Source organism: Thalassiella azotivora (genome assembly GCF_054781695.1).
Genome location: NZ_BAAGTX010000004.1, coordinates 124601 through 145011, shown reverse-complemented (window position 1 = coordinate 145011; position 20411 = coordinate 124601). Strand labels below are relative to the sequence as shown.

Below are 20411 nucleotides of genomic sequence, written 5' to 3'. Positions count from 1 at the left end.
GTCGTCGGTGCCGTCCGGACCCGGGACCGGGCGTCGGGGTCGGCACAGACGGGGTGAAGGCTACAGGTCGGCGCCGGTGCGGGAGAAATCACGAACGGGGTCGTCCGCACCGCGGTCCGGGTCCGCCGAGGACGTGCGCACCGGGTCGGTCGCCGGGTCCCGCGCGATGACCACGGCCTGGCGGGCCAGCCAGACCAGCGTGGCGAGCCGGGTCACGAGCAGCAGCCCGTAGAGCCAGGGTGGCGCGCCGCGGCTGCTCTCGCTCAGCCCGTACGCGTACAGCCAGGTGACCGTCGCGTACGCGGCCTCGACGCCGCCCCAGACGAGGAGCACCCGCCAGCGGGGGACGGCGAGCGCCGCGAACGGCAGCACCCACACGGCGGCCTGCACCGGCACCGACGCCGCGGGCACGAGGACGGCGACGAGCAGCACCAGGACGACGACCGGGACCCGAGGGGGTCGTGGTGTGCGCACCGCCCAGGTGAGGACGGCGGCGACCGCCAGCACCGTGACGGCGAGGACGACCCAGCGCAGCGCCTGCTCCGGCACCGGCCGGGCCAGCACGCTCTGCACGGCACGCGACAGGCGCAGCGAGCCCGCGGTCTGCTCGGCCGCGGCGAGCTCGGGCAGGAGCCACACCGAGCCGTAGCCGGCCACCCGACCGGTCGTCTGCCAGTAGGTGCGCCACGCGTCGGGGGCGGCCAGCGCCAGCGGCAGGTTCACCGCCAGCCACGTCGCGGCCGCGGCGACCGCCGTCCGGCCCGCGTCGGACCGCGTGCTGCGGGTCGCTGCACCCGCCGACCCCTCGTCCGCCGCGCTGTGACCCGCCCCGCCGTCGTCCGGGCGCAGCGCCGTCACCAGCAGCGCGAGCAGCACGGCACCGGCCAGGGGGTGGACGACGGCGGCGGCGCCGACCAGGACCCCGGCCTTCCAGGCCCGGCCGCGGGAGGCGGCGAGCACCCCCAGCACGGCGAGCGCCACGGCGACCAGGTCGAGGGAGACGAGGGACGCGGTGAGCAGCACCGGGGACGCGGCGACGAGCAGCGCGTCCCAGGGCCGGTGCGGGTGCAGCCGGGCGACGGCGACGACGACGGCGATCGCGGCGACCGCCAGGACGACGACGGCGAGGTCGAACACGTGCCGGGGCTCGAGGGGCCCGCCGGGCGTGACCAGTCCGAGCAGCCAGAGGAGGGCGGCGGACCCGGCGGGCTGCGGGGCCGCGACCGCGGCGTCCGGGTCGAGGAACGGGACCGCGCCCTGCCCGAGCCTCGTCGCGACGACGTGCGAGGGGATGTCGCTGTAGCAGGCGTGCACGAGCTGGTCGGGGTCGGCGAAGACCGTGGTCCGGCAGTGCTGGCGCAGCAGCAGCGCGCCGGCCACCACCGCGGTGACGACGGCGACCAGCACCGCCTCGGGCCGCCAGCGCGACCCGCCCTCGCCCAGGTGCTCCCCGGCGGGTCCGCCGAGGACCGCGCTGGCCGACCGCGCGACGGGGTCCTCGCGCGTGGGTGCGACGGTCGTGCGGGGCCACCCGACGAACGTGCGGGCGCCGTCCCTCGGACGACGCCGCTCGGTGCCGCCGCCAGCCGGGTCGTCCGCTGCCACGTCGCCGCGCGGTGTCACGTCACCCGCCACCACCGCGGCCACCACCGCCACCGCCGGGCCCACCGTCGTCCTCGTCGGTCGGGGTGGGCCCGGGCAGGGTGAAGGTCTGCGTCGGGCCGGGCCGGTCGGTCTCGGTGGGCCGCGGGCGCGTCGGCGTCGGGGTGGACGTCTGGGTGGCCGTCGGCGTCGGCGTCCCCGTCGGGGTCGGCGTCTCCGTGGGCTCCGGCTCCGCCGTCTCGGTGGGCTCCGGCTCGGCCGTCTCGGTGGGCTGGGGGTTGACGACGCGTCCGACGTTCGCCGGCGGCGGGAACTCCGCGACCGGCTGGCCGGCCAGCGCCGCCTCCATGAACGTCGTCCAGATGCGGACGGGGAACGAGCCACCCGTGACCTCTCGCACCCCGCCGAACGACGGCAGCTCCAACTCGCTGTTGTCCTCGCCGACGTTGTACAGGGCGACGGACGCCGCGAGCTGGGGGGTGTAGCCGACGAACCACGCGGACCGGTTGTCCTGCGAGGTGCCCGTCTTGCCCGCGGCGGGGCGGTCCAGCCGCTCGGCGTACTCGCCGGAGCCGCTCTCCACCACGCCCTGGAGCGCGTCGGTCGTGTCGGCCATGACGTCCTCGGAGAACACCCGGGTCCCCTCGGTGTCGGCGAGGTAGAGGACGTCGCCGTCGTCGGAGACCTCGTTCACCAGGTGCGGGGTGCGGTTCACGCCCTGCGCCGCGAAGGTCGCGTAGGCGTGGGCCATGTCGATCGGGTGCGGGGACGCCGGCCCGAGGACGATCGACGGCACCGGTCGCAGCCCCGTCGTGTCCTCGGGGATGCCCGCCCGGACGGCGGCGTCGACGGTCGCCTCGGGCCCGACCTCCTCGTTGAGGGCGACGTACACGTTGTTGTTCGAGCTGGACGTGGCGCGTCGCAGGTCGATCGTCCCGGGGCTGGAGTTGCCGAAGTTGCGCACCGGGTTGTCGAAGCCCTCGAACCGCTGCGCGTTCGACCCGTCGTAGGTCGACCGCAGGGAGATGCCCTGCTCCAGCGCCGCCACGAGGGTGAACGGCTTGAACGTCGAACCGGCCTGCACGGCGTCCTGGGTGGCGGCGTTGCGCTGGCGGGCCAGGTAGTCCGGCCCGCCCCACATGGCGCGCACGCCCCCGGTGGCCGGGTCGATGGCGACCAGCGCCGCCTGCAGGGTCGCCGGCCGGTCCTCGGTCGGGAAGACGTCCGGGTTCGTCAGCGCCGCGATGGCGGCGTCCTGCGCGGGCTTGTCGACCGTCGTGACGACGCGCAGGCCACCGCCGTCGAGCTGGGACTCGGTCACGCCCGTCCGGTTGAGCACCTCCTCGCGGACGCCGGCGAGCAGGTAGCCGTTCGGACCGCGGTACAGCTCGCTGGTGCGCGGTTCGATCGTGGTGGGGAAGACCAACCCGGCGCGTGTCGCCGGGTCGACCATCCCCTCCTCCACCATCGCGTCGAGGACGACGTTCCAGCGGTCCTGGGCCTTCTCCGGGTTCTTCGCCGGGTCCCACACGCTGGGCGCCGGGACGACGCCGGCGAGCAGCGCGGCCTCGGCGACGGTCAGCTCGGCGGCCGGCTTGCCGAAGTACGCGCCGGACGCGGCCTCGACGCCGTACGCACCCCGCCCGAAGTAGATGGTGTTGAGGTAGCTGGCGAGGATCTCGTCCTTGCTGAGCTCCTGGTCGATCTTGATGGCGATGAACGCCTCTTGGACCTTGCGGCTGTAGGACTGCTCGTCGTTGAGGTAGTAGTTCTTGACGTACTGCTGGGTGATGGTCGAGCCGCCCTGGGTCGCGTTGCCGCGCAGGTTGGACCAGAACGCCCGGACGATGCCGGTCGGCGAGATGCCGCGGTTCTCGTAGAAGCTGCGGTCCTCGGCCGCGACGATCGCCTGCTTCATCACCTCGGGGATCTGACCCGACTCGAGGATGGTCCGGTTCTCCACCGCGAACCGGCCCATCTCCGTCGTGCCGTCGGCGTAGTACACGACCGTGGTCTCGGTCTGGCGGGCCTCGTTCGGGTCCGGGATGCCGGTGCTGGCGTAGCCGGCGACGAACAGGCCGACACCGAGCAGCAGGCCGAGCAGGACGACGCCGGAGACGAGCTTCCAGGACGGCAGCCACCGGCGGATGCCCCGCTTGTCGTGGCGCGGGTAGTCGACCAGCCGGCGCTTCGGCGGGCGGGCCGGCGTCCGCGTCGCCGCTCCGGGGCCGCCCCTCCCGCGGGTGGCGGGGCGCTGGGCCTCGGCGCGGGTGCGCGGGCGCTGGCCGGCGCCACCGGCCGCGGCACGCTGACCGCCGGTCGGACGCTGGCCACCGGTGGGACGCTGGCCACCGGTCGGACGCTGGCCACCGGTCGGACGCTGCCCGCCGGAGCGGCTCCCGCCGGACGAGGCACCCTCCGCACCGGGCCACCGCGACGGGGGGCGCCGACCGTCACCGGGGTCGCCCCCTCGGGGGCCGCGCGGGGGCGTTCTGTCGCTGGGTGCCACGTGTCTGCTTCCTGCTCCTGGGACGGCGGGACGGTCACGCGAACCGGCCCGCCGCGCCGGCTGGTGGGCGGGCCGGGTGCACAGTAGTCCGGCCGCCAAGTATGCGTGAGGCCCCGCAGCCGCCCTCCACACGACGTCCGCAGAACCCACCCGACGGCACTGCCGTGGCCGTCCGTGACCTCCGCGTGACGGCCCGCGACACCGCAGGTCACGGGTGGGTCGCGGTCCACAGCGACCCTCGGGGACCGCCGGTCCGAACCCCTAGGATCACCGCGACGTCCGGACGGGGAGGGCTCGTGCTCGCTTTCATGATCATCGGCGGTGTCGGCATCGCCCTGCTGCTGGTGTCCCTGGTGGCGGGCGAGGTGTTCGACGGCCTTCTCGAGGGTGTCGGCGGCGACCTGCTGTCCGGCGCGGCCGTCGCCGGCTTCCTCTCGGCGTTCGGCTTCGTCGGCGCGCTGGTGCTGAACGCCACCGACAGCAGCGGGCTCGCGATCGGCGCCGGGCTGGTGGCGGGTGGCGCGATCGGCGCGCTCGCCGGCTGGGGGACGAAGCTGCTGAGCAAGGGCGGCGACGAGGCGACGGTCCGCTCCACGTCGCTGGTCGGACGCCAGGGCACCGTCATCACCGCCGTCCCCGCCGACGGCCTGGGCCAGGTCAGCGTCGTCGTCGCCGGCCACATCACCCAGCTCAACGCCCGCGCGAACGAGCCGCTGCCGACGGGAACCGCGGTGACGGTCACCGCCGTCCTGTCTGCGACGTCGGTCCTGGTGGAGAAGCGCACCGCCTGAGCCGACACACCCACCAGGCGGCCTGCCGGTCGCCGCAGACCACCCACAACCAAGGGGGAGCCCCTCGTGGAACTGTTCTCGACGACGCTGCTGGCGGTCGTCGGTCTCATCGTCCTGGTCGTGCTGATCGCGGCCATGATCACCCAGCGGTACAAGGTGGCCGGGCCGAACGAGGCCTTCATCGTCACCGGCCGCAAGGGCCAGGCCGTCACCAACCCGGAGACCGGCGAGGTCTCCACCGACCTGTCCGGCCAGAAGGTCGTCATGGGTGGCGGGGTGTTCGTCATCCCGTTCGTGCAGAAGCTGCACATCATGGACCTGTCCAGCCGCCGGATCATGGTGCAGATCCGCGGCGCGGTCTCCGGCCAGGGCGTCAAGCTCAACCTGGACGGCGTCGCGATCGTCAAGGTCGGCGGCAACGAGGACTCCATCCGGGCGGCCGCCCAGCGCTTCCTGACCCAGCAGGACGAGATCGAGACCTTCACGCAGGAGACGCTCGCCGGCTCGCTGCGCTCCATCGTCGGCTCGCTGACCGTGGAGCAGATCATCCGCGACCGCGCGGCGTTCGCCCAGCGCGTCGCCGACGAGTCCGAGACGTCCCTGACCGGCCAGGGCCTGGTGCTCGACACCTTCCAGATCCAGGACATCACCGACGACGGCTCCTACCTGTCCGACCTCGGCCGTCCCGAGTCGGCGCGCGTCGGCCAGACCGCCGCCATCGCGGAGGCCGAGGCCCGCCGCGCCGCCGAGCAGGCGCGGATCAAGGCGGAGGAGGAGATCGCGGTCGCCCAGCGCCAGCTCGCGCTGAAGCAGTCCGAGATCAAGGCCGAGACGGACGCCGCGTCCGCGCGCGCCGCCGCGTCCGGCCCGCTCGCCCAGGCCGACCGGGACCAGGCGATCCTGCTCGAGCAGGAGAAGGTCGCCGTCCGCCAGGCCGCCCTGAAGGAGCGCCAGCTCGACACCGAGGTCCGCAAGCCCGCGGACGCCGAGCGGTACCGCGTCGAGACCGAGGCCGAGGGCCGTCGCAACGCCGAGGTGCTCGAGGCCGACGCCCGCCGCCAGGCCGCGATCGCGGCCGCGCAGGCCGACGCGGAGAAGTCGCGCCTGACCGGTGAGGGTGACAAGTCCCGCCGGGCCGCCCTGGCCGAGGCCGAGGCGATCGAGGGCGCCAAGCGGGGTGAGGCCGAGAAGGCCCGCCGTGTCGCCGAGGCCGAGGCCGTGCGCGCCGAGGGTGAGGCGCAGGCCGCCGCGATCCTCGCGACCGGTCAGGCCGAGGCCGAGGCGATGGAGAAGCGGGCCGCGGCGTTCGCGAAGTACAACGAGGCCGCCGTCCTGCAGATGCTGGTCGAGGTCCTGCCGAAGGTGGCCGCCGAGGTGGCCGCCCCCATGGGCGCGATCGACAAGCTGACCGTCGTCTCCACCGACGGCGCCGGCGCCATGCCCAAGCAGGTCACCAACAACATCGTCCAGACGATGGAGCTGCTGAAGAACACCACCGGCGTCGACCTGGAGGGGCTGCTGCACCGCTACACCGGCCAGGCCAGCGCCCCCTCGGCGGGCGCAGCCACGGCTCCGGTCGGGGCCTCGCAGCCCGCTCGCACCGAGGAGCAGGGCAGCGCCACCGCCTGACCCTCGACGCGCCTCCGGGCCCCGCACCCGCTCGGGTGCGGGGCCCTCGCCGTCCAGCCCGTCCGTCCGGCGCCCGGCCGGGTGACACCCGGGTGAACGCAGGGAGTTGCCAAGCCCGACACGCCGACCCTATGGTCCGACCTATCGAACCGATATGTATCGACCCGATACATCGTCCGGACCGTCACCGGCCCGGCGACCGGTTCCTGGACACGGTCAGCAGGACGGGACGGAGGGGTCGGGATGGCGCGCCGCGGTGACGTCCTCGAGCTCGCCGTCCTCGGCCTGCTGGCGGACAGCCCGATGCACGGGTACGAGCTGCGCAAGCGGCTCAACCTCGTCCTCGGGTCGTTCCGCGCGTTCTCGTACGGCTCGCTGTACCCCTGCCTCAAGGGCCTCGTGGCCAAGGGGTGGATCAGCGAGTCCGACAGCGAGGCGGCCCCGCCGCACGCGCTGTCGGGCCGGCGCGGGCGGATCGTGTACCAGCTCACCGCCGAGGGCAAGGAGCGCTTCGCCGCGCTCCTGGCCGGTTCGGGGTCGACCGCGTGGGAGGACGAGCACTTCGACGTCCACTTCGCGTTCTTCTCCCGCACCGACGCCGCCACCCGGCTGCGCATCCTGGAGGGTCGCCGGACCCGCCTGCAGGAGCGCCTGGACGGCGTGCGGCAGTCCGCCGCGCGGGCCCGCGAACGGCTCGACACCTACACGCTCGAGCTGCAGCGGCACGGTGAGGAGTCGGTGGAGCGCGAGGTCCGCTGGCTCGACGACCTGATCGACAACGAACGTCGCAAGGCGGAGGGCGAGTCACCCTCCACCGGCTCGACCGGCTGAGTGCACCGCTCGGCACCGCCCCAGAACCCAGACACTACGAGGAGCTCCTGATGGGATCCGTCCGCGTCGCCATCGTCGGCGTCGGCAACTGCGCCGCGTCGCTCGTGCAGGGCGTCCACTACTACGCCGACGCCGACCCGAGCGGGTCCGTGCCCGGCCTGATGCACGTGCAGTTCGGGGACTACCACGTGCGCGACGTCGAGTTCGTCGCCGCGTTCGACGTGGACGCCAAGAAGGTCGGCTTCGACCTGTCCGAGGCGATCGTCGCGAGCGAGAACAACACCATCAAGATCTGCGACGTGCCGCCGCTGGGCGTGCCGGTGCAGCGCGGCCACACCCTCGACGGCCTCGGCAAGTACTACCTCGAGACCATCGAGCAGTCGGACGCCGAGCCTGTCGACGTCGTCGCGGCGCTCAAGGAGGCGAAGGCCGACGTCCTCGTCTGCTACCTGCCCGTGGGCTCGGAGGCCGCCGCCAAGTTCTACGCCCAGTGCGCCATCGACGCCGGCGTCGCGTTCGTCAACGCGCTGCCCGTGTTCATCGCCGGCACCAAGGAGTGGGCCGACAAGTTCACCGAGGCCGGCGTCCCGATCGTCGGCGACGACATCAAGTCGCAGGTCGGCGCCACCATCACCCACCGCGTGATGGCCAAGCTGTTCGAGGACCGGGGCGTGCAGCTCGACCGCACGTACCAGCTCAACGTCGGCGGCAACATGGACTTCAAGAACATGCTCGAGCGCGACCGGCTGGAGTCCAAGAAGATCTCGAAGACCCAGGCCGTGACGTCGAACGTCGACCACGACATGGGCAGCCGCAACGTCCACATCGGGCCGTCGGACTACGTGCAGTGGCTCGACGACCGCAAGTGGGCCTACGTCCGCCTCGAGGGTCGCGCGTTCGGCGACGTCCCGCTGAACCTCGAGTACAAGCTCGAGGTCTGGGACTCCCCCAACTCCGCGGGCGTCATCATCGACGCGGTGCGCTGCGCGAAGATCGCGCTGGACCGCGGCATCGGCGGCCCGATCCTGTCGGCGTCCTCGTACTTCATGAAGTCGCCGCCGGAGCAGTACAACGACGACGTCGCCCGCGAGAAGGTGGAGCAGTTCATCCGCGGCGAGGTCGAGCGCTGACCCAGCGCGCACCGCACCACCCACGGCGCGGCCCCGTCCTCCGGGACGGGGCCGCGCCGTCGTCGTCCCCGAGACCGCGCTGCGGACGCGCAGGGAGTCCACCGAAAGTGCTTGCACGCCCGTAGTGACGTCGTCACAGTGGGTGGTCCGGGCTGCCGGGGCACCGCGGGCGGCGTAGGGCGTCGCCACCGGCACCCCCGGGACTCGCCCGGGTCACCGACCCGGTGCGGGGACGGCGTCCGGTCGGGGTGGTGGGCCCCGACCGGACGTCCGCTCGCCCCCAGGCGGTCACTCCCAGGCGGTCACTCCCAGGCGGTCACTCCCAGCCGAAGGGGCCCAGGGGCAGGCCCCGGTCGGCCCGCTGGCCGTCCGCACCTCCCCCGACCCGCTCCGGGGTCGGCCTCGTCGTGGCCCGGTCCCTGGTGGTCCTGCGCACTGCGGTCATCGGTCCTCCTCCGTCCAGCACCCGTCCAGCCACCCTCGCGAGGCCGCGAGGGCTCCCGCCTCGAAGCGGCTGCGCGCTCCGAGGACGCTCGTCAACGCGGCGACCCGCCGCCGCAGGTGGCGCACCGAGATCCCGAGCCGGCGCGCCGCGATCTCGTCCGTGCAGCCCTCGGCCAGCAGCCGCAGGACGCGGGCGTCGTCGCCGTCCGGCGCGCCCTGCCCGCCGTCCGCGTCCAGCCCCTCCGCGCCCTCCCACCAGCAGGTGAAGAGGTCCGCCAGGCAGCGCACGAGCACCGGCTGCCGCACCACGAGCGCACCCGACCCCCGGCGTCCCGGGTCGAGCGGCACCACGGCGACCTCACCGTCGAGGATCAGCAGGCGGTGCACCGGCCGGCGGGTCGTGCGGACCTCCTGACCGGTCGCTGCCAGGTCGCGCAGCCGCGCCAGCGCCGCGTCGCCCGCGGCGGCCCCGGCCGCCTGGAGCAGCCGGACGTCCAGCCTGCGGCGGGTCGTGCGCTCCTCCAGCGGCCGCTCGGCCGCGCGCACCTCGGTCGTCGTGCCGGGCCGCGGCTGCACCGACCAGATGCTGCGGCGCGCGAAGAACGACAGCTCGTCGAGGCGCGCACGCACCGACACCACGTCGGGGACGACCTCGAGGACCCCGTCCGGACCGTCCGGGCCGCCCCGACCGTCCTCCTGCTCCGGCCCGTGCCCCCGCCCGTGCGCCTCGTGCAACCGTGCCCGCACGTCGACGAGCCGCTCCCTGGCCTCGCCCAGCTCGGCGTCGAGCGTCTCGAGCAGGAGAGCGAGGCCCGTCCCGGGGGACGTCGTCGCGCCGCGGGCGTCGGTCGGTGCACCAGGCATGCCGAGGAGCCTGGCCTCGGGCGACCCGCCCGCGCATGGGTAGGCCGCCCCCGCAATCCCGGCCCCGTCACACCGGCCCTCGTCCCCGCATGGCGGCGTGTGAGGCCCGCACGGGGACCGCGTCGCGTCGCGGGTTCCGGACCCGAGTGACCGTGCGACCACCGTCGGTGACCCGAACGGGGCGGAGGGCGCGGACGCGAATATGGGGGGTGCCTACCCATGTCGGGCCGGCGTCCGCGCTGCCAGGGTTCTCGGCATGCAGCAGCGGCACGACACCGTCCCCGACCGGCAGCCCGCCGGTCCGTGGTGGACGGCGGCGCTCACCGACGAGGAGCGGGCGACCGACGGCCCCCCGCCCCCGTGGGTGCGGTTCGTCGAGGACGAGGTCCTCGCCGACGGCAGCCGGGACACGGGCACCAGCCAGGCGCCGACCCGCCAGACGGAGCTCCGGGAGGACGGGTCCCCGCGGCCGGGGACACCGACCGGCCCGGACGCCCTCGCGCCGGCCCTCGCCCCGTGGCGTCGCGCCGCCGCCGGTCGCCTGGCCGCTGCGCTCGCCGACCCCGCCGTCGAGGGTCACGCGGCCACGACCGTGCTGGACGACGTCCTCGCCCTGCTCGACGCCCGGCTCAGCCGGCTCGCCGCCCGCTGCCTGGTCACCGACCTGCACGCCGACCGCGAGGCGGGGCGGCTGGCCGGGGACGACCCCCGGGCCCGCTTCGCGGATTCCACCGCCCGCACGGGCAGCCCCTCGGGCACCCGGGCGCTCGTCCACCGCTACCCCGTCCTCGCCCGGCTGCTCGCCCAGGCGGTGCTGGGCACCACCGACGCCGCCCGCGAGGTGCTGGACCGGCTCGCGGAGGACCGGGACGCGGTCGTGGCCGGCGTGCTCGACGCCACCGACCCCGGCGCGCTGACCGGCCTGGAGCTCGGCCGGGGCGACACCCACGGTGGCGGCCGCTCGGTGGCCGTGCTGCGGTTCGCCGACGGCCGCCGGGTCGTCTACAAGCCGCGCCCGCTGGCCGTCGCCACCGGGTACGCGGGGCTCGTCGACTGGCTCGCCAGCCGCGTCCCCGGCCTCGACCTGTGGCACGAGCGCACGCTCGACCGGGGCACGTACGGGTGGGTCGAGCACGTCGACCACACGCCGTGCCACGACGTCGCGCAGGTGGCGGACTTCTACCGCCGCACCGGTGCGCTGCTCGCGCTGCTGTACGCCGTCGACGCCACGGACATGCACCTGGAGAACCTCGTCGCACGCGGACCCCACCCGGTGCTGGTGGACGTCGAGACGCTGTTCCACGCCGCCGCGCCGGCACCGCTGGTGGTCGCCTCCGACCCGGCGCGCGGCGCCCTGAGCCGCTCGGTGCTCAGCACCGGCCTGCTCCCGGCGGTCGTCGTCGGCGAGCACGGGGCGGTCGACCTGTCCGGCGTCGGCGGCGAGCGCGACGGCACCTGGCCGGACGACGTCGTCAGGTGGCAGGACGCCGGGCTGGACACGATGCACCTCGTCCGCACCGCCGCTCCCGCCGCCGGCGCCGCGCGCAACCGGCCCGTCCTGGACGGCGTGCCAGCCCGACCGCACGAGCACCAGGACGCCCTGCTGACCGGCTTCGACCAGGCGTACCGGGCGCTGCAGGCCGCTGCCGACGAGCTGTGCGCCGAGGACGGTCCGCTGGCCGGACTGGCCGACGCCGTCACCCGGCTCGTCCTGCGCGAGTCCTCCTGGTACGCGCGGCTGCTGGACGAGACGACCCACCCCGACCTGCTGGCGGACGCCGCGGTCCGGGACGCGGTCCTGCGCCGCGAGCTCGACGACCCGTCGGGCCACCGGTACCCCGGGCAGGCGGCCCTGGTGACGGCCGAGCTCGCGCAGCTGTGGGCGGGCGACGTCCCGCTGTTCGCCACGCGCCCCGGCTCCCGCGACGTCACCGACGGCGCCCACGGAACCCACGGAACCCAGACGACGGTGCGGCTGCTCGACCGACCCGGCCTGGAGGAGGCGGTGGCGAAGGTCCGGCGGCTGGACGAGCTCGACCGCCGCCGCCAGGGCTGGGTCGTGCGCGCGGCGCTGGCGACGACCGGCGCGCAGGCCCGCGAGCTGGTGCTGGACACCGCGCCGGGCCGGGACGCCGCCCCCGACCCCCAGCGGGTCCTGGCCGCCGCGTGCGGCATCGGCGACCACCTCGTGGCCGTCGCCGAGCGCGACGCCTGGCGGGCGAGCTGGCTCGGCGTCCAGCAGGTCGACGGGCACTGGGCCGTGCTGCCGATGGGCGCGGCGCTCGCGGACGGCTACCCCGGCACGGCGCTCTTCCTCGCCGAGCTGGCGGAGCTGACCGGTCTGGAGCGGTACCGGGACCTCGCGGCCTCCGCGGCCGCACCGCTGGCCCCGCTGGTGGGCGTCCTGGCCGACGACCCCCTTGCGGCGGCTGCCGTCGGGCCGGGGGCCCACCTCGGCCTGGGCGGTGTCGCCCACGCGACCGCGCAGCTGGCACGCCGTCTCGACGACCCGCGCCTGGCCGCTGCGGCGGCCACCGCGACGGACCTGCTGCGCGACCTGGTCGGCCGGTACGTCGCGGACGGTGGCGACCTGTCGCTGGCCGACGGGCTCGCCGGTGGCCTCACCGTGCTGGCGGACCCGGGCGTCGGGCCGGCCGGCAGCGGGCCGGCCGGCAGCGGTGCGGCCGCCGACCTGCTGCGGCAGGCCGCCGCGGCGCTGCTGGCCTCGGCCCGTGCCGCCGGCGACGCGCTCGGCACCTCCCTCGACCGCGGACTGCCCGGCATCGCGTGGGCTGCGGCCTGCTGCGCGCGGGCCACCGGTGACGACGCGCTGGCCGAGGCGGCCGGCGCCCTGCTCGACGGCCTGGCGCCCGCCCCGGACGTGGCGACGGTCCGCAGCTGCCTGGGCACCGGCCCGTGGACGGGTGGCGGCGGCGGCGCGACCCCGTTCCACCTGCTCGAGTCGCTGACCGCGGCCGGTGAGCCGGCAGCCGCGCGCAGGGACCGGGCCGTGGCCGCCCTGCTCGACCGCCTCGAGCGGCACGAGGGTGTGTGCGCCACCCCCGGCGGCGTCACCACGCCCGGGCTCTTCGACGGCCTGGCGGGCGCGGGACACGGCCTGCTCCGCGCGACGTTCCCCGACCGGGTGCCGTCGCTGCTCCTGCCGGGGCAACGGGCCGCCGTGGCGGCCTGACGACCGACCCACCGGACCGACCGACCGACCGACCGAACCGACCGAACCGACAGATCGAACCGTCCGAACCGAACCGCGAGAACCCGACCGACCAGGTCACGACCAGGAGGAGAACCCGATGCGGACCACCGACGGCACTGTGAACGGCACCTGCACCGAGACGCACCGCACCACCGGCACGTCCCGACCGCAGGAGCCGCAGCACACCCGCCGCCACCTGCACCCGACCGGCCACCTCGAGCTCGGCCCGGTCCTGCGCGGCGGTGCCCGCGTCGCCGTCCTCGCCGGTCTGGTCGTCGGTGCCGCGGGCACCTCGCCGGTGGCCTCGCTGATCCCCACGGTGACCGTGACCTGAGGCGCTCCCCGCAGGCTGGTGATGACACGGAGTCACGGCCTGCGGCTAGGGTGCGCCCGTGCGGGTCGCGACGCCGGAGCTGGTCGGGCGCACCCACGAGCTCGGGGTCGCCGTCGACGCGCTGCGTGCTGCCCGGACGGGCCGCGGCGGTGCGCTGCTGGTGGCCGGCCCGCCCGGCACGGGCAAGTCGCGGCTGGCCAAGGAGGTCGCCGCCCGCGCCCACGACGACGGCATGACGGTCCTGCGGGGCCGAGGGAGCGCCCTCGGCCCCGCGGTGCCGTTCCGGCCGATCCGCGAGGCGCTGCTGTCCCTGGCCCGCACCCACCGCCTGGACGGTGAGGCGCTCGGGCCCTACCGCGCGGTCCTCGGCCGCCTGGTGCCGGAGTGGCACTCCGACGACGTCCAGCACGAGCACGCCTCGCTCGTGGTCCTGGCCGAGGCGGTGCTGCGCGTGCTCGCCGTCGCCGGCGCGGACGGCGGCTGCGTGCTCGTCCTCGACGACCTGCACGAGGTGGACGCCGAGACGCTCGCCGTCGTCGAGTACGTCGCCGACAACCTCGAGTCGGCCCCCGTCGTCCTGCTCGCCACGCTGCGCTCGGACCCCGGGCCGGCGCTGGAGCTGGCCACGTCCCTCGAGCGCAGGCAGGCCGCCGAGCTCGTCGAGCTCGGCCCGCTCACCGAGGCCGACGTGCTCGCGCTTCTCGCCTCGTGCCTGCGGGTGCCTGTGGACGAGGTCCCGGCGCCCCTGGCCGGGACGATCCCGCGCGACAGCGCGGGCAACCCGTTCGTCGCCGAGGAGCTCGTGCGCGGCATGGTCGGCGACGGCGTGCTCGTGCGCGGCGGGGACGGCTGGTCCGTCGTCGGGGACGTCGCCCGGCCCGTCCCGCAGTCCCTGGTCCGGCTCATCACCTCCCGGGTCGAGCGCCTCGGCCCGCACGGCCGGACGGTCCTGGCCGCGGCGGCCGTCCTGGGCCGGCGGTTCCCCGTGTCCGTGCTGTCCCGCGCCACCGGCCTGGACGACGCCGCCCTGTTCGGGCACCTGCACGCGGCGGTCTCCGCCCGCTTCGTCACCCCGGACGACACGAGCCCCGACTGGTACGTGTTCGAGCACCCCCTGACCGCCGAGGCGCTGCTCTCCGAGGTCTCCCCCGCCGAGCGGGCCGCGACGAGCGGGCGGGCGGCCGCCGCCATCCAGGAGGCCGCGTCGACCGACCCAGAGCGCCGCCACCTGCTCGCCACCCTGCTGCGCGCCGCGGGCAGGCCCCAGGAGGCGGCCGAGGAGCTGATGGACGCCGGCCGCCGCGCCGTCGGCGAGGGCGCGCTCGGGTCGGCGGTGCGCTTCGTCCAGGAGGCGGTCGACCTGCTGGCCACCCACGGCGACCCGCGGCGCCACGCCCGCGCCGTCGACCTGCTCCTGGCGACGCTGGTGGAGGCCGGCCGGATCGACCAGGCCCTCGAGCTCGCCGCCTCGTGGGACGCGGGCGGGTACGCACCGCGGGGCCGCGAGCGCGCCGACCTGCACGTCCGCCTCGCCTGGGTGGCCCTGCACGCCCACCGCGACGCCGACGTCCTCAGCCAGGTGGAGGCCGCGCTCGACTGCCTGGGTCCGGACCCGTCCGACGCCGACCGCGCCGCGGTGGACGCCGTGCTGGCGGCGCACGCGCTGACCGACGCGCGCGAGAACCGGCTGGCCGAGGCCTGGGAGCTCGCGTCCCGCGCCGCGGACACCGCGCAGGAGCACGGCCTGGCGGAGGTGGCGTGCCAGGCGCTGCAGACCGTCGGGACGGTCGCCCGCGAGCGCCGGCTGCAGGACTCGGTCGCGGCGTTCGACCGCGCGCAGCGGATCGCCGAGGCCGCGGACCTGCCGGTGTGGCGGCTGTACGCGATGGTCGGGGCGGCCGGTTCGCGGTGGCTCGCCGACGGTGACGCCGCCGAGCTGGTCCGCGCCCGGGACGAGGCGATGCGCGCCGGCGCCGTGCACATGGCGATGGTCGTCCGGGGCATCCTCGGCATCGACCACGTGCTGCGCGGCCGGTTCGCCGAGGCCGGGCGCGAGCTCGACGAGGTCGTCACCGAGGCGCTGCGGATGCGGGCGGCGTCGGTGGTCGTGTACGGGCTGATGGGCCGGTGCGTGCTGGAGGCCCACCGCGGCGGACCGGACCTGCGGACCCACCTGGCCGCGTTCGCCGAGCAGGGCGGGGAGCGGTCACGCGAGATGCCGCTGGTCGTGGGGCTCGCCCGCGCCGTGGGCGCGCTGCTGGCGGAGGACCGCGACCTCGCCCGCCGGGAGCTGGCCGTCGTCCGCGAGCTGCAGTCGACCAGCTCCACGAGCTTCCACCTGACCGGGCAGTACGGCCTGGGGGTGCTGCTGGACGCCCTGGCCGGGGACGCCACCGCCGAGGAGGTGCGGCGGGTGCGCTCGACAGCGGCCGGTGGGATGCGGTGGAACCGGCAGTTCCTCACCCTGGCGGACGCCGTCCTGGCGGGACGCGGCGGCCAGGACGAGCGGGCCACCGCGCTGGTGGACGAGGCGCTCGGCGACGCCGCCCCGTACCCGGCGGCCCGGGCGCTCGGGCTGCGGCTGGTCGGTGAGGCCGCCGTCGCCGACGGGTGGGGGCGCCCGGCCGAGTGGTTGCGGGAGGCCGAGGACCAGGCGCACCGCGTCGGTGCGGGTGCGGTCGCGAGCGCCTGCCGGGCGATGCTGCGGCGGCTCGGTGAGACCGTCCGCCAGCGGCGCGAGGGCACCGACCGGGTGCCCGAGGAGCTCCGCCAGCACGGGGTGACGATCCGCGAGTACGAGGTGCTCGAGCTGCTCGTCCACCGGCTGACGAACCGCGAGCTCGCGGCCCGCCTGCACATCTCACCGCGTACCGTCGAGAAGCACGTCGCCAGCCTGATGCTGAAGACCGGTCACGAGGACCGGGCCGCGCTCGCGGAGTTCGCCGGGTCCCGGGGCCGCGCGACGGGCTCGGGCTGACCCGTCGCGTCGGAGGGCACGCGCAGGCCGGTCCCCGCGGCGAGGAAGGCCAGCAGCCTGGCCGCGAGGCGGCCGGCCTGGTCCCCGCCGCCGACGTGGCCCGCGCCGTCGGCCACGGTCAGCAGCACCGGTCCGCCCGTGGTCTCGGCCTGCAGCCGGGCGACCGTCTTGCGCGAGTGCATCGGGTCGACCCGGGTGTCGTTCGCCCCGACGGAGAACAGCGCGGGTGGGAAGCGCGCGCCGGTCGGCACGCGGTGGTAGGGCGAGTAGGACAACAGGACGGCGAGGGCGTCGGGGTCCGCCGCCGACCCGTACTCGTCCCGCCAGGCGGGCCCGAGACCGGACCGCTCGTAGCGGACCATGTCCAGGGGCGCGCCGCTGGTCACGAGGGCGGCGTACCGGTCGGGCCGCTGGACGGCGGCGGCCGCGGCGACGAGCCCGCCGTTGCTGCCGCCCATGAGCGCCAGCCGGTCCGGCGTCGTCCACCCGTCGGCGACGAGGCGGTCCGCGGCGGCGTGCAGGTCCGCGATGGTGGTCAGCCGACCGGCGCCCGTCCCGGCACGGTGCCACCCGGCGCCGCGCTCCCCTCCGCCGCGGACGCCGGCCACCGCCATCACCCCACCCGCGAGCACCCAGCTGAGGCCCTCGGGTTGCCAGGTGGCGCGGAACGGGATCCCGAACCCGCCGTAGCAGGTGAGGACGGTGGGCCGGGGGCGACGGGGGCCGTCACCGGCTGGCGACATCACCGTCAGCGGCACGAGGGTGCCGTCCCCGGCCCGGTACTCGGTGCGCGTGACCCGCACCCGGTCCCGCAGCGTGGTGACCGGCTCGGTAGGTGCCACGGCGCCGGTGCGCACGTCCGCGTGCCAGACGGAGACGGGGGTGACCCAGTCGCTGTAGACGAGGACGAGGGAGGTGGGCTCCGGTCCCCGGCGCAGCGCGGACACGGTGCCGTCGCCGGGCAGCCGCAGGTCGACCAGGCGCTCACCGGTGCCCGCGTCGTGCACGGTGAGCCGGCTGCAGCCGTCGATCCCGTGCACGAGCACCAGCCGGTCCCGGTCGGGGGCCGGCAGCAGCGTCGCGCCGGTGAGCGTGCGCGGCGGGTCCGGCGGCACGAGCGGCCGCCACGTGCGCCAACCGTCGCCGTCCGGGGCGTCGCAGACGAGCAGCTCCCCGTACGGCGAGCCGGTGGTGGACACGGCGAGCAGCCGGCCGGTGGCGTCGACGAGCACCCCGGCCGCGCCGACGCCGTCCAGGTGGACCGGCCGGGGCGGGGCGTCCACGTCGGCCGTGTCGACGACCAGCAGGCGGCCGGCGCGGTTGGTGCCGTGCCGGACGCCGACGACCAACCACCGGTCGTGCCACAGGTCGACGTGGTACCTCGACCAGGGCGAGTCGTCCCCGACGACGAGCCGGTCGGCGGCGGGGTCCTCGCCGACCTCGTGCCGGTAGACGCCCCACCCGTCACCGGCGAGGTGGCGGCGCACGACGTAGTAGGCGGTCTCGTCGGACGTCCACTCGACCGGCGCGTACCGGGTGAGGTCGGTGCGCTCCACGACCCGCCCGCCCTCGACGTCCAGGACGCTGAGCGGGGTGCGGTCCTCGGCGCCGGCCTCCACGACCTGGACGGCGAGCAGTTGACCGCCCGGCGAGGGGTCCCAGCGCCAGACCGCGGTCTCGGGCGCGGGTGGGGTGTAGACGGTGCGCCAGGGTGCGTCGTCCGAGGGGGCCGTCTCGACGGTCCACCTGACGTCGGCGGGCCGTGTCCGGGACGGCGCCGGCGGGAGTCCCGCGCCCGCGACGGCGTCCTGGTCCAGGTCCTGCGCACCGGCGAGGCGCCGGGCGCGGAACCGGCGCCGGCCGGCCACCTTGACCGGCGACGCGGCCGGTCCGTCGGCGAGCTGCTCCAGCAGGCCCATCAGGTGGTCGGTGCCGTCGAGGTCCGCCAGGACCCGGTCGCTCAGGGCGCGCTGGGCGCCGACCCACTCGGTGGTGCGCGGGTCCTCGGGGTCCTCCAGCCAGCGGTAGGGGTCCTCCACGACGTGGCCGTGCAGGTCGTCCCGGACGTCGTCGCGGTGGGCCGGCGGGTGGCCGGTGACCCGGGACAGGGCGGTCACCGCGCCGCTCCCGCCGCGACGGGCGCCTCGGCGGCGTCTGAGCCCCCGTGCTCGGTGGCCTCGGTCGCCTGCGGCCGGGTGGGGTTCGCGGCGGGTCGTCCGGCGGGCTCCCCACCGCGGGACCGGCGGGCCATGACGACGAGCAGCACCACGGCGACGAGGTCGAGCAGCACCAGCCAGGTGATGGCGGGCCGCACCCCGACCCGCTCGGCGAGCAGGCCGGCGCCGAGCGCGCCGACGACGCCGGCGCCCGTGGAGACCGTGCCGAGCAGCGCACCGACGCGGGCGAAGAACCGGTCGCCGACGTCCTCGGCGACGATGGTCACCAGGCCGATGTTGGCGAGCGCTCCGACGAACGCGGGCACGCCGAGGGCGATCGTGGCGGCGGTGAGCACCCAGGCCGTGCTCCCCCCCGCGGTCGGCAGGACGAGCAGCGCCACGGAGCCGACGGGCAGGGTGCAGGTGACGAGTGCCCGGGCCGAGGTGCCGCGGTCCATCAGGCGCGGCGCGAGCAGCGCCCCGGCCGCCCCGAGGAGCGTGGCCACCACGGCGGGGACGGTGAACAGGGCGACGGGCATGCCGGCGGTGCCGAGGAGGAAGAGGGCGCGCAGCGCGCCGACGCCGGCGAGGGCCACACCGCTGACGGCGACGTAGCTGACGAACGCGGCGAGCACGGGGTGGCCGCGGACCGCCCGGACGCCGTCCGCCAGCTCCTGGCGCACGGACCCGGGCGGCGTCGGGGAGGCCTCGCGCCGGTCTGGCGCGGTGATCCGCAGCAGGCACAGCGCGCTGAGCAGGTGGGTCACCAGGCCGCCGACGAAGAGGGTGGCGGCGTTGACGGCGGCGGCGACGGGCCCGGCGAGGGCGGCGGCCGCGGAGCCGGAGACGAGCTCGCCGGACTGCAACCGCCCGCGGGCCCGGCCGAGGTCGCGCACGCCGAGGCCGGTGAGGTGGGAGAAGTACAGACCCTCGTGCACGAGGGCGGTGCAGCCGAGGGCCGCGGCGAGCACGGCGAGAGCGGGGACGGTGAGGTTGCCGGTGAGCCCGGCGACGGCGGCCGCGCCGACGGCAGCGGCACCGGCCAGGTCGGCGCCGACGAGCCACCGGCGGGGCCGGTCGACCCGGTCCAGCAGCACCCCGGCGACGGGGCCGAGCAGCAGCGCCGGCAGCAGCGCGGCGGCGGCGATGGCGGCGACGGCCCGCGGGCCGGCGCCGAGGGCGACGACGGCGACGACGGACGTGGCCGTCGCGGTGAGGGTGCCGCCGAAGACCGAGCCGACCTGTCCGACGAGCAGCAGACGCAGGTCACGGTCGCCGGTCGGCGAGGGGGCGGGTGCGGTGGTCGGTTCCGTGGTCGGTCCGGTGGTGGCGGTCATGGGACGGGCTCCGGTCGGGCGGGCGGCTCAGCCGAGGAAGGCGTGGTCGCAGTAGTGGATGGACATGGCGCTGAGCGGGGCGTCCTCGAGGGGCGCGTCCTGGGGCGTCACCTGGTGCAGCAGCAGGACCTCGTCCACGGGGGTGTCCTCTCTCGTCGGTCGGGTCTGGTCGGTCGGGTCTGGTCGGTCGGGCGGGTGGCGGTGGACGACCCGGTCGCCGGGTGCGGTGGTGATCACCGCACCCGGCGACCGCGGGTCAGGACCGGGGTGGTGTCAGTGCGGGCGGACGGTCCCGGTGAAGTTGCACTGGATGCTCCAGGTGCTGATGGGGGCGTCCGTCTCGCCGTCCTCGATGGCGGCCTGCAGCTTCAGAACGTCGACCATGGGTCTTCTCCTTCGGTGTGGGTGGTGCGTGGTTGGTGGTCTCTCCAGGTGGTGCTGCTGGTCGTGCTGTGGTGGCTGGTCACTCCACGCGGACGGTGCCGGTGAAGTTGCAGCGGATGCTCCAGGTGCTCAGCGGGGCGTCGTTCTCCTCGCCGGCGGTGGCCTGCAGCCTCAGGACGTCGGTCATCGGGTCACCTCCTCTCGGGGTC

Annotated in this window: 13 protein-coding genes; 7 read left to right on the top strand and 6 right to left on the bottom strand. The window is 75.9% G+C overall.

What is annotated here, in order from left to right:
* Window positions 1–60: 60 nt before the first annotated feature.
* Both ACYVQV_RS04405 and ACYVQV_RS04400 read right to left on the bottom strand, forming a co-directional pair.
* The gene (locus ACYVQV_RS04405; RefSeq protein ID WP_461022043.1) at window positions 61–1668 is read right to left on the bottom strand and encodes a glycosyltransferase 87 family protein; all 1608 of its coding nucleotides are present in this window, start codon (window positions 1666–1668) and stop codon (window positions 61–63) included.
* Window positions 1625–4111 (bottom strand): transglycosylase domain-containing protein, encoded by a 2487-nt coding sequence (locus ACYVQV_RS04400; protein ID WP_461022042.1) that lies wholly within the window; start codon window positions 4109–4111, stop codon window positions 1625–1627. The genes ACYVQV_RS04405 and ACYVQV_RS04400 overlap by 44 nt, the downstream gene beginning before the upstream one ends.
* Before the next feature lie 296 nt (window positions 4112–4407).
* Between ACYVQV_RS04400 and ACYVQV_RS04395 the strand changes: the two genes are divergently transcribed.
* From ACYVQV_RS04395 to ACYVQV_RS04380, 4 genes are all read left to right on the top strand, one after another.
* The gene (locus tag ACYVQV_RS04395) at window positions 4408–4902 is read left to right on the top strand and encodes a hypothetical protein (protein ID WP_461022041.1); all 495 of its coding nucleotides are present in this window, start codon (window positions 4408–4410) and stop codon (window positions 4900–4902) included.
* Window positions 4903–5037: 135 nt separating this feature from the next.
* Window positions 5038–6531, top strand: coding sequence for a flotillin family protein (locus tag ACYVQV_RS04390; protein WP_461022088.1), 1494 nt, complete (start codon window positions 5038–5040; stop codon window positions 6529–6531).
* A 243-nt stretch (window positions 6532–6774) separates the two neighbouring features.
* Window positions 6775–7362, top strand: a complete 588-nt coding sequence (locus ACYVQV_RS04385) for a PadR family transcriptional regulator (protein WP_461022040.1) — start codon at window positions 6775–6777, stop codon at window positions 7360–7362.
* A 50-nt stretch (window positions 7363–7412) separates the two neighbouring features.
* Window positions 7413–8492 carry an inositol-3-phosphate synthase gene (locus ACYVQV_RS04380; RefSeq protein ID WP_461022039.1) on the top strand — a complete coding sequence of 360 codons (1080 nt, stop codon included), beginning with the start codon at window positions 7413–7415 and terminating at the stop codon, window positions 8490–8492.
* Window positions 8493–8808: 316 nt separating this feature from the next.
* Here ACYVQV_RS04380 and ACYVQV_RS04375 read toward each other — a convergent pair whose 3' ends face one another.
* Window positions 8809–8937, bottom strand: coding sequence for a hypothetical protein (locus tag ACYVQV_RS04375; RefSeq protein WP_461022038.1), 129 nt, complete (start codon window positions 8935–8937; stop codon window positions 8809–8811).
* Window positions 8934–9800: a helix-turn-helix transcriptional regulator gene (locus ACYVQV_RS04370; protein ID WP_461022037.1), complete on the bottom strand. Its 867-nt coding sequence runs from the start codon at window positions 9798–9800 to the stop codon at window positions 8934–8936. The genes ACYVQV_RS04375 and ACYVQV_RS04370 overlap by 4 nt, the downstream gene beginning before the upstream one ends.
* Before the next feature lie 256 nt (window positions 9801–10056).
* Here ACYVQV_RS04370 and ACYVQV_RS04365 point away from each other — a divergent pair, with 256 nt between their 5' ends.
* The 3 genes from ACYVQV_RS04365 (at window position 10057) to ACYVQV_RS04355 (ending at window position 16325) form a co-directional block, all read left to right on the top strand.
* On the top strand, window positions 10057–12993 hold the full coding sequence (locus ACYVQV_RS04365) for a type 2 lanthipeptide synthetase LanM family protein (protein ID WP_461022036.1): 2937 nt from the start codon (window positions 10057–10059) through the stop codon (window positions 12991–12993).
* 118 nt (window positions 12994–13111) lie between these two features.
* Window positions 13112–13348: a hypothetical protein gene (locus ACYVQV_RS04360; protein ID WP_461022035.1), complete on the top strand. Its 237-nt coding sequence runs from the start codon at window positions 13112–13114 to the stop codon at window positions 13346–13348.
* Window positions 13349–13406: 58 nt separating this feature from the next.
* Entirely contained in the window at window positions 13407–16325 is a 2919-nt protein-coding gene (locus ACYVQV_RS04355; RefSeq protein WP_461022034.1) for an ATP-binding protein, read from the top strand.
* Here the strand turns inward: ACYVQV_RS04355 and ACYVQV_RS04350 are convergent.
* Window positions 16259–18442 (bottom strand): prolyl oligopeptidase family serine peptidase, encoded by a 2184-nt coding sequence (locus ACYVQV_RS04350; RefSeq protein ID WP_461022033.1) that lies wholly within the window; start codon window positions 18440–18442, stop codon window positions 16259–16261. The genes ACYVQV_RS04355 and ACYVQV_RS04350 overlap by 67 nt on opposite strands.
* Window positions 18439–19818: an MFS transporter gene (locus ACYVQV_RS04345; protein ID WP_461022032.1), complete on the bottom strand. Its 1380-nt coding sequence runs from the start codon at window positions 19816–19818 to the stop codon at window positions 18439–18441. Before ACYVQV_RS04345 ends, ACYVQV_RS04350 begins: the two co-directional genes overlap by 4 nt.
* Window positions 19819–20411 lie beyond the last annotated feature (593 nt).

What these genes read in the sequence shown, in the direction of transcription:
- ACYVQV_RS04390 (WP_461022088.1), top strand. Translation starts at nt 5,038, where the DNA reads ATGATCACCCAGCGGTACAAGGTGGCCGGGCCGAACGAGGCCTTCATC.
- ACYVQV_RS04385 (WP_461022040.1), top strand. Translation starts at nt 6,775, where the DNA reads ATGGCGCGCCGCGGTGACGTCCTCGAGCTCGCCGTCCTCGGCCTGCTG.
- ACYVQV_RS04380 (WP_461022039.1), top strand. Translation starts at nt 7,413, where the DNA reads ATGGGATCCGTCCGCGTCGCCATCGTCGGCGTCGGCAACTGCGCCGCG.
- ACYVQV_RS04375 (WP_461022038.1), bottom strand. Translation starts at nt 8,937, where the DNA reads ATGACCGCAGTGCGCAGGACCACCAGGGACCGGGCCACGACGAGGCCG.
- ACYVQV_RS04370 (WP_461022037.1), bottom strand. Translation starts at nt 9,800, where the DNA reads ATGCCTGGTGCACCGACCGACGCCCGCGGCGCGACGACGTCCCCCGGG.
- ACYVQV_RS04365 (WP_461022036.1), top strand. Translation starts at nt 10,057, where the DNA reads ATGCAGCAGCGGCACGACACCGTCCCCGACCGGCAGCCCGCCGGTCCG.
- ACYVQV_RS04360 (WP_461022035.1), top strand. Translation starts at nt 13,112, where the DNA reads ATGCGGACCACCGACGGCACTGTGAACGGCACCTGCACCGAGACGCAC.
- ACYVQV_RS04345 (WP_461022032.1), bottom strand. Translation starts at nt 19,818, where the DNA reads ATGACCGCCACCACCGGACCGACCACGGAACCGACCACCGCACCCGCC.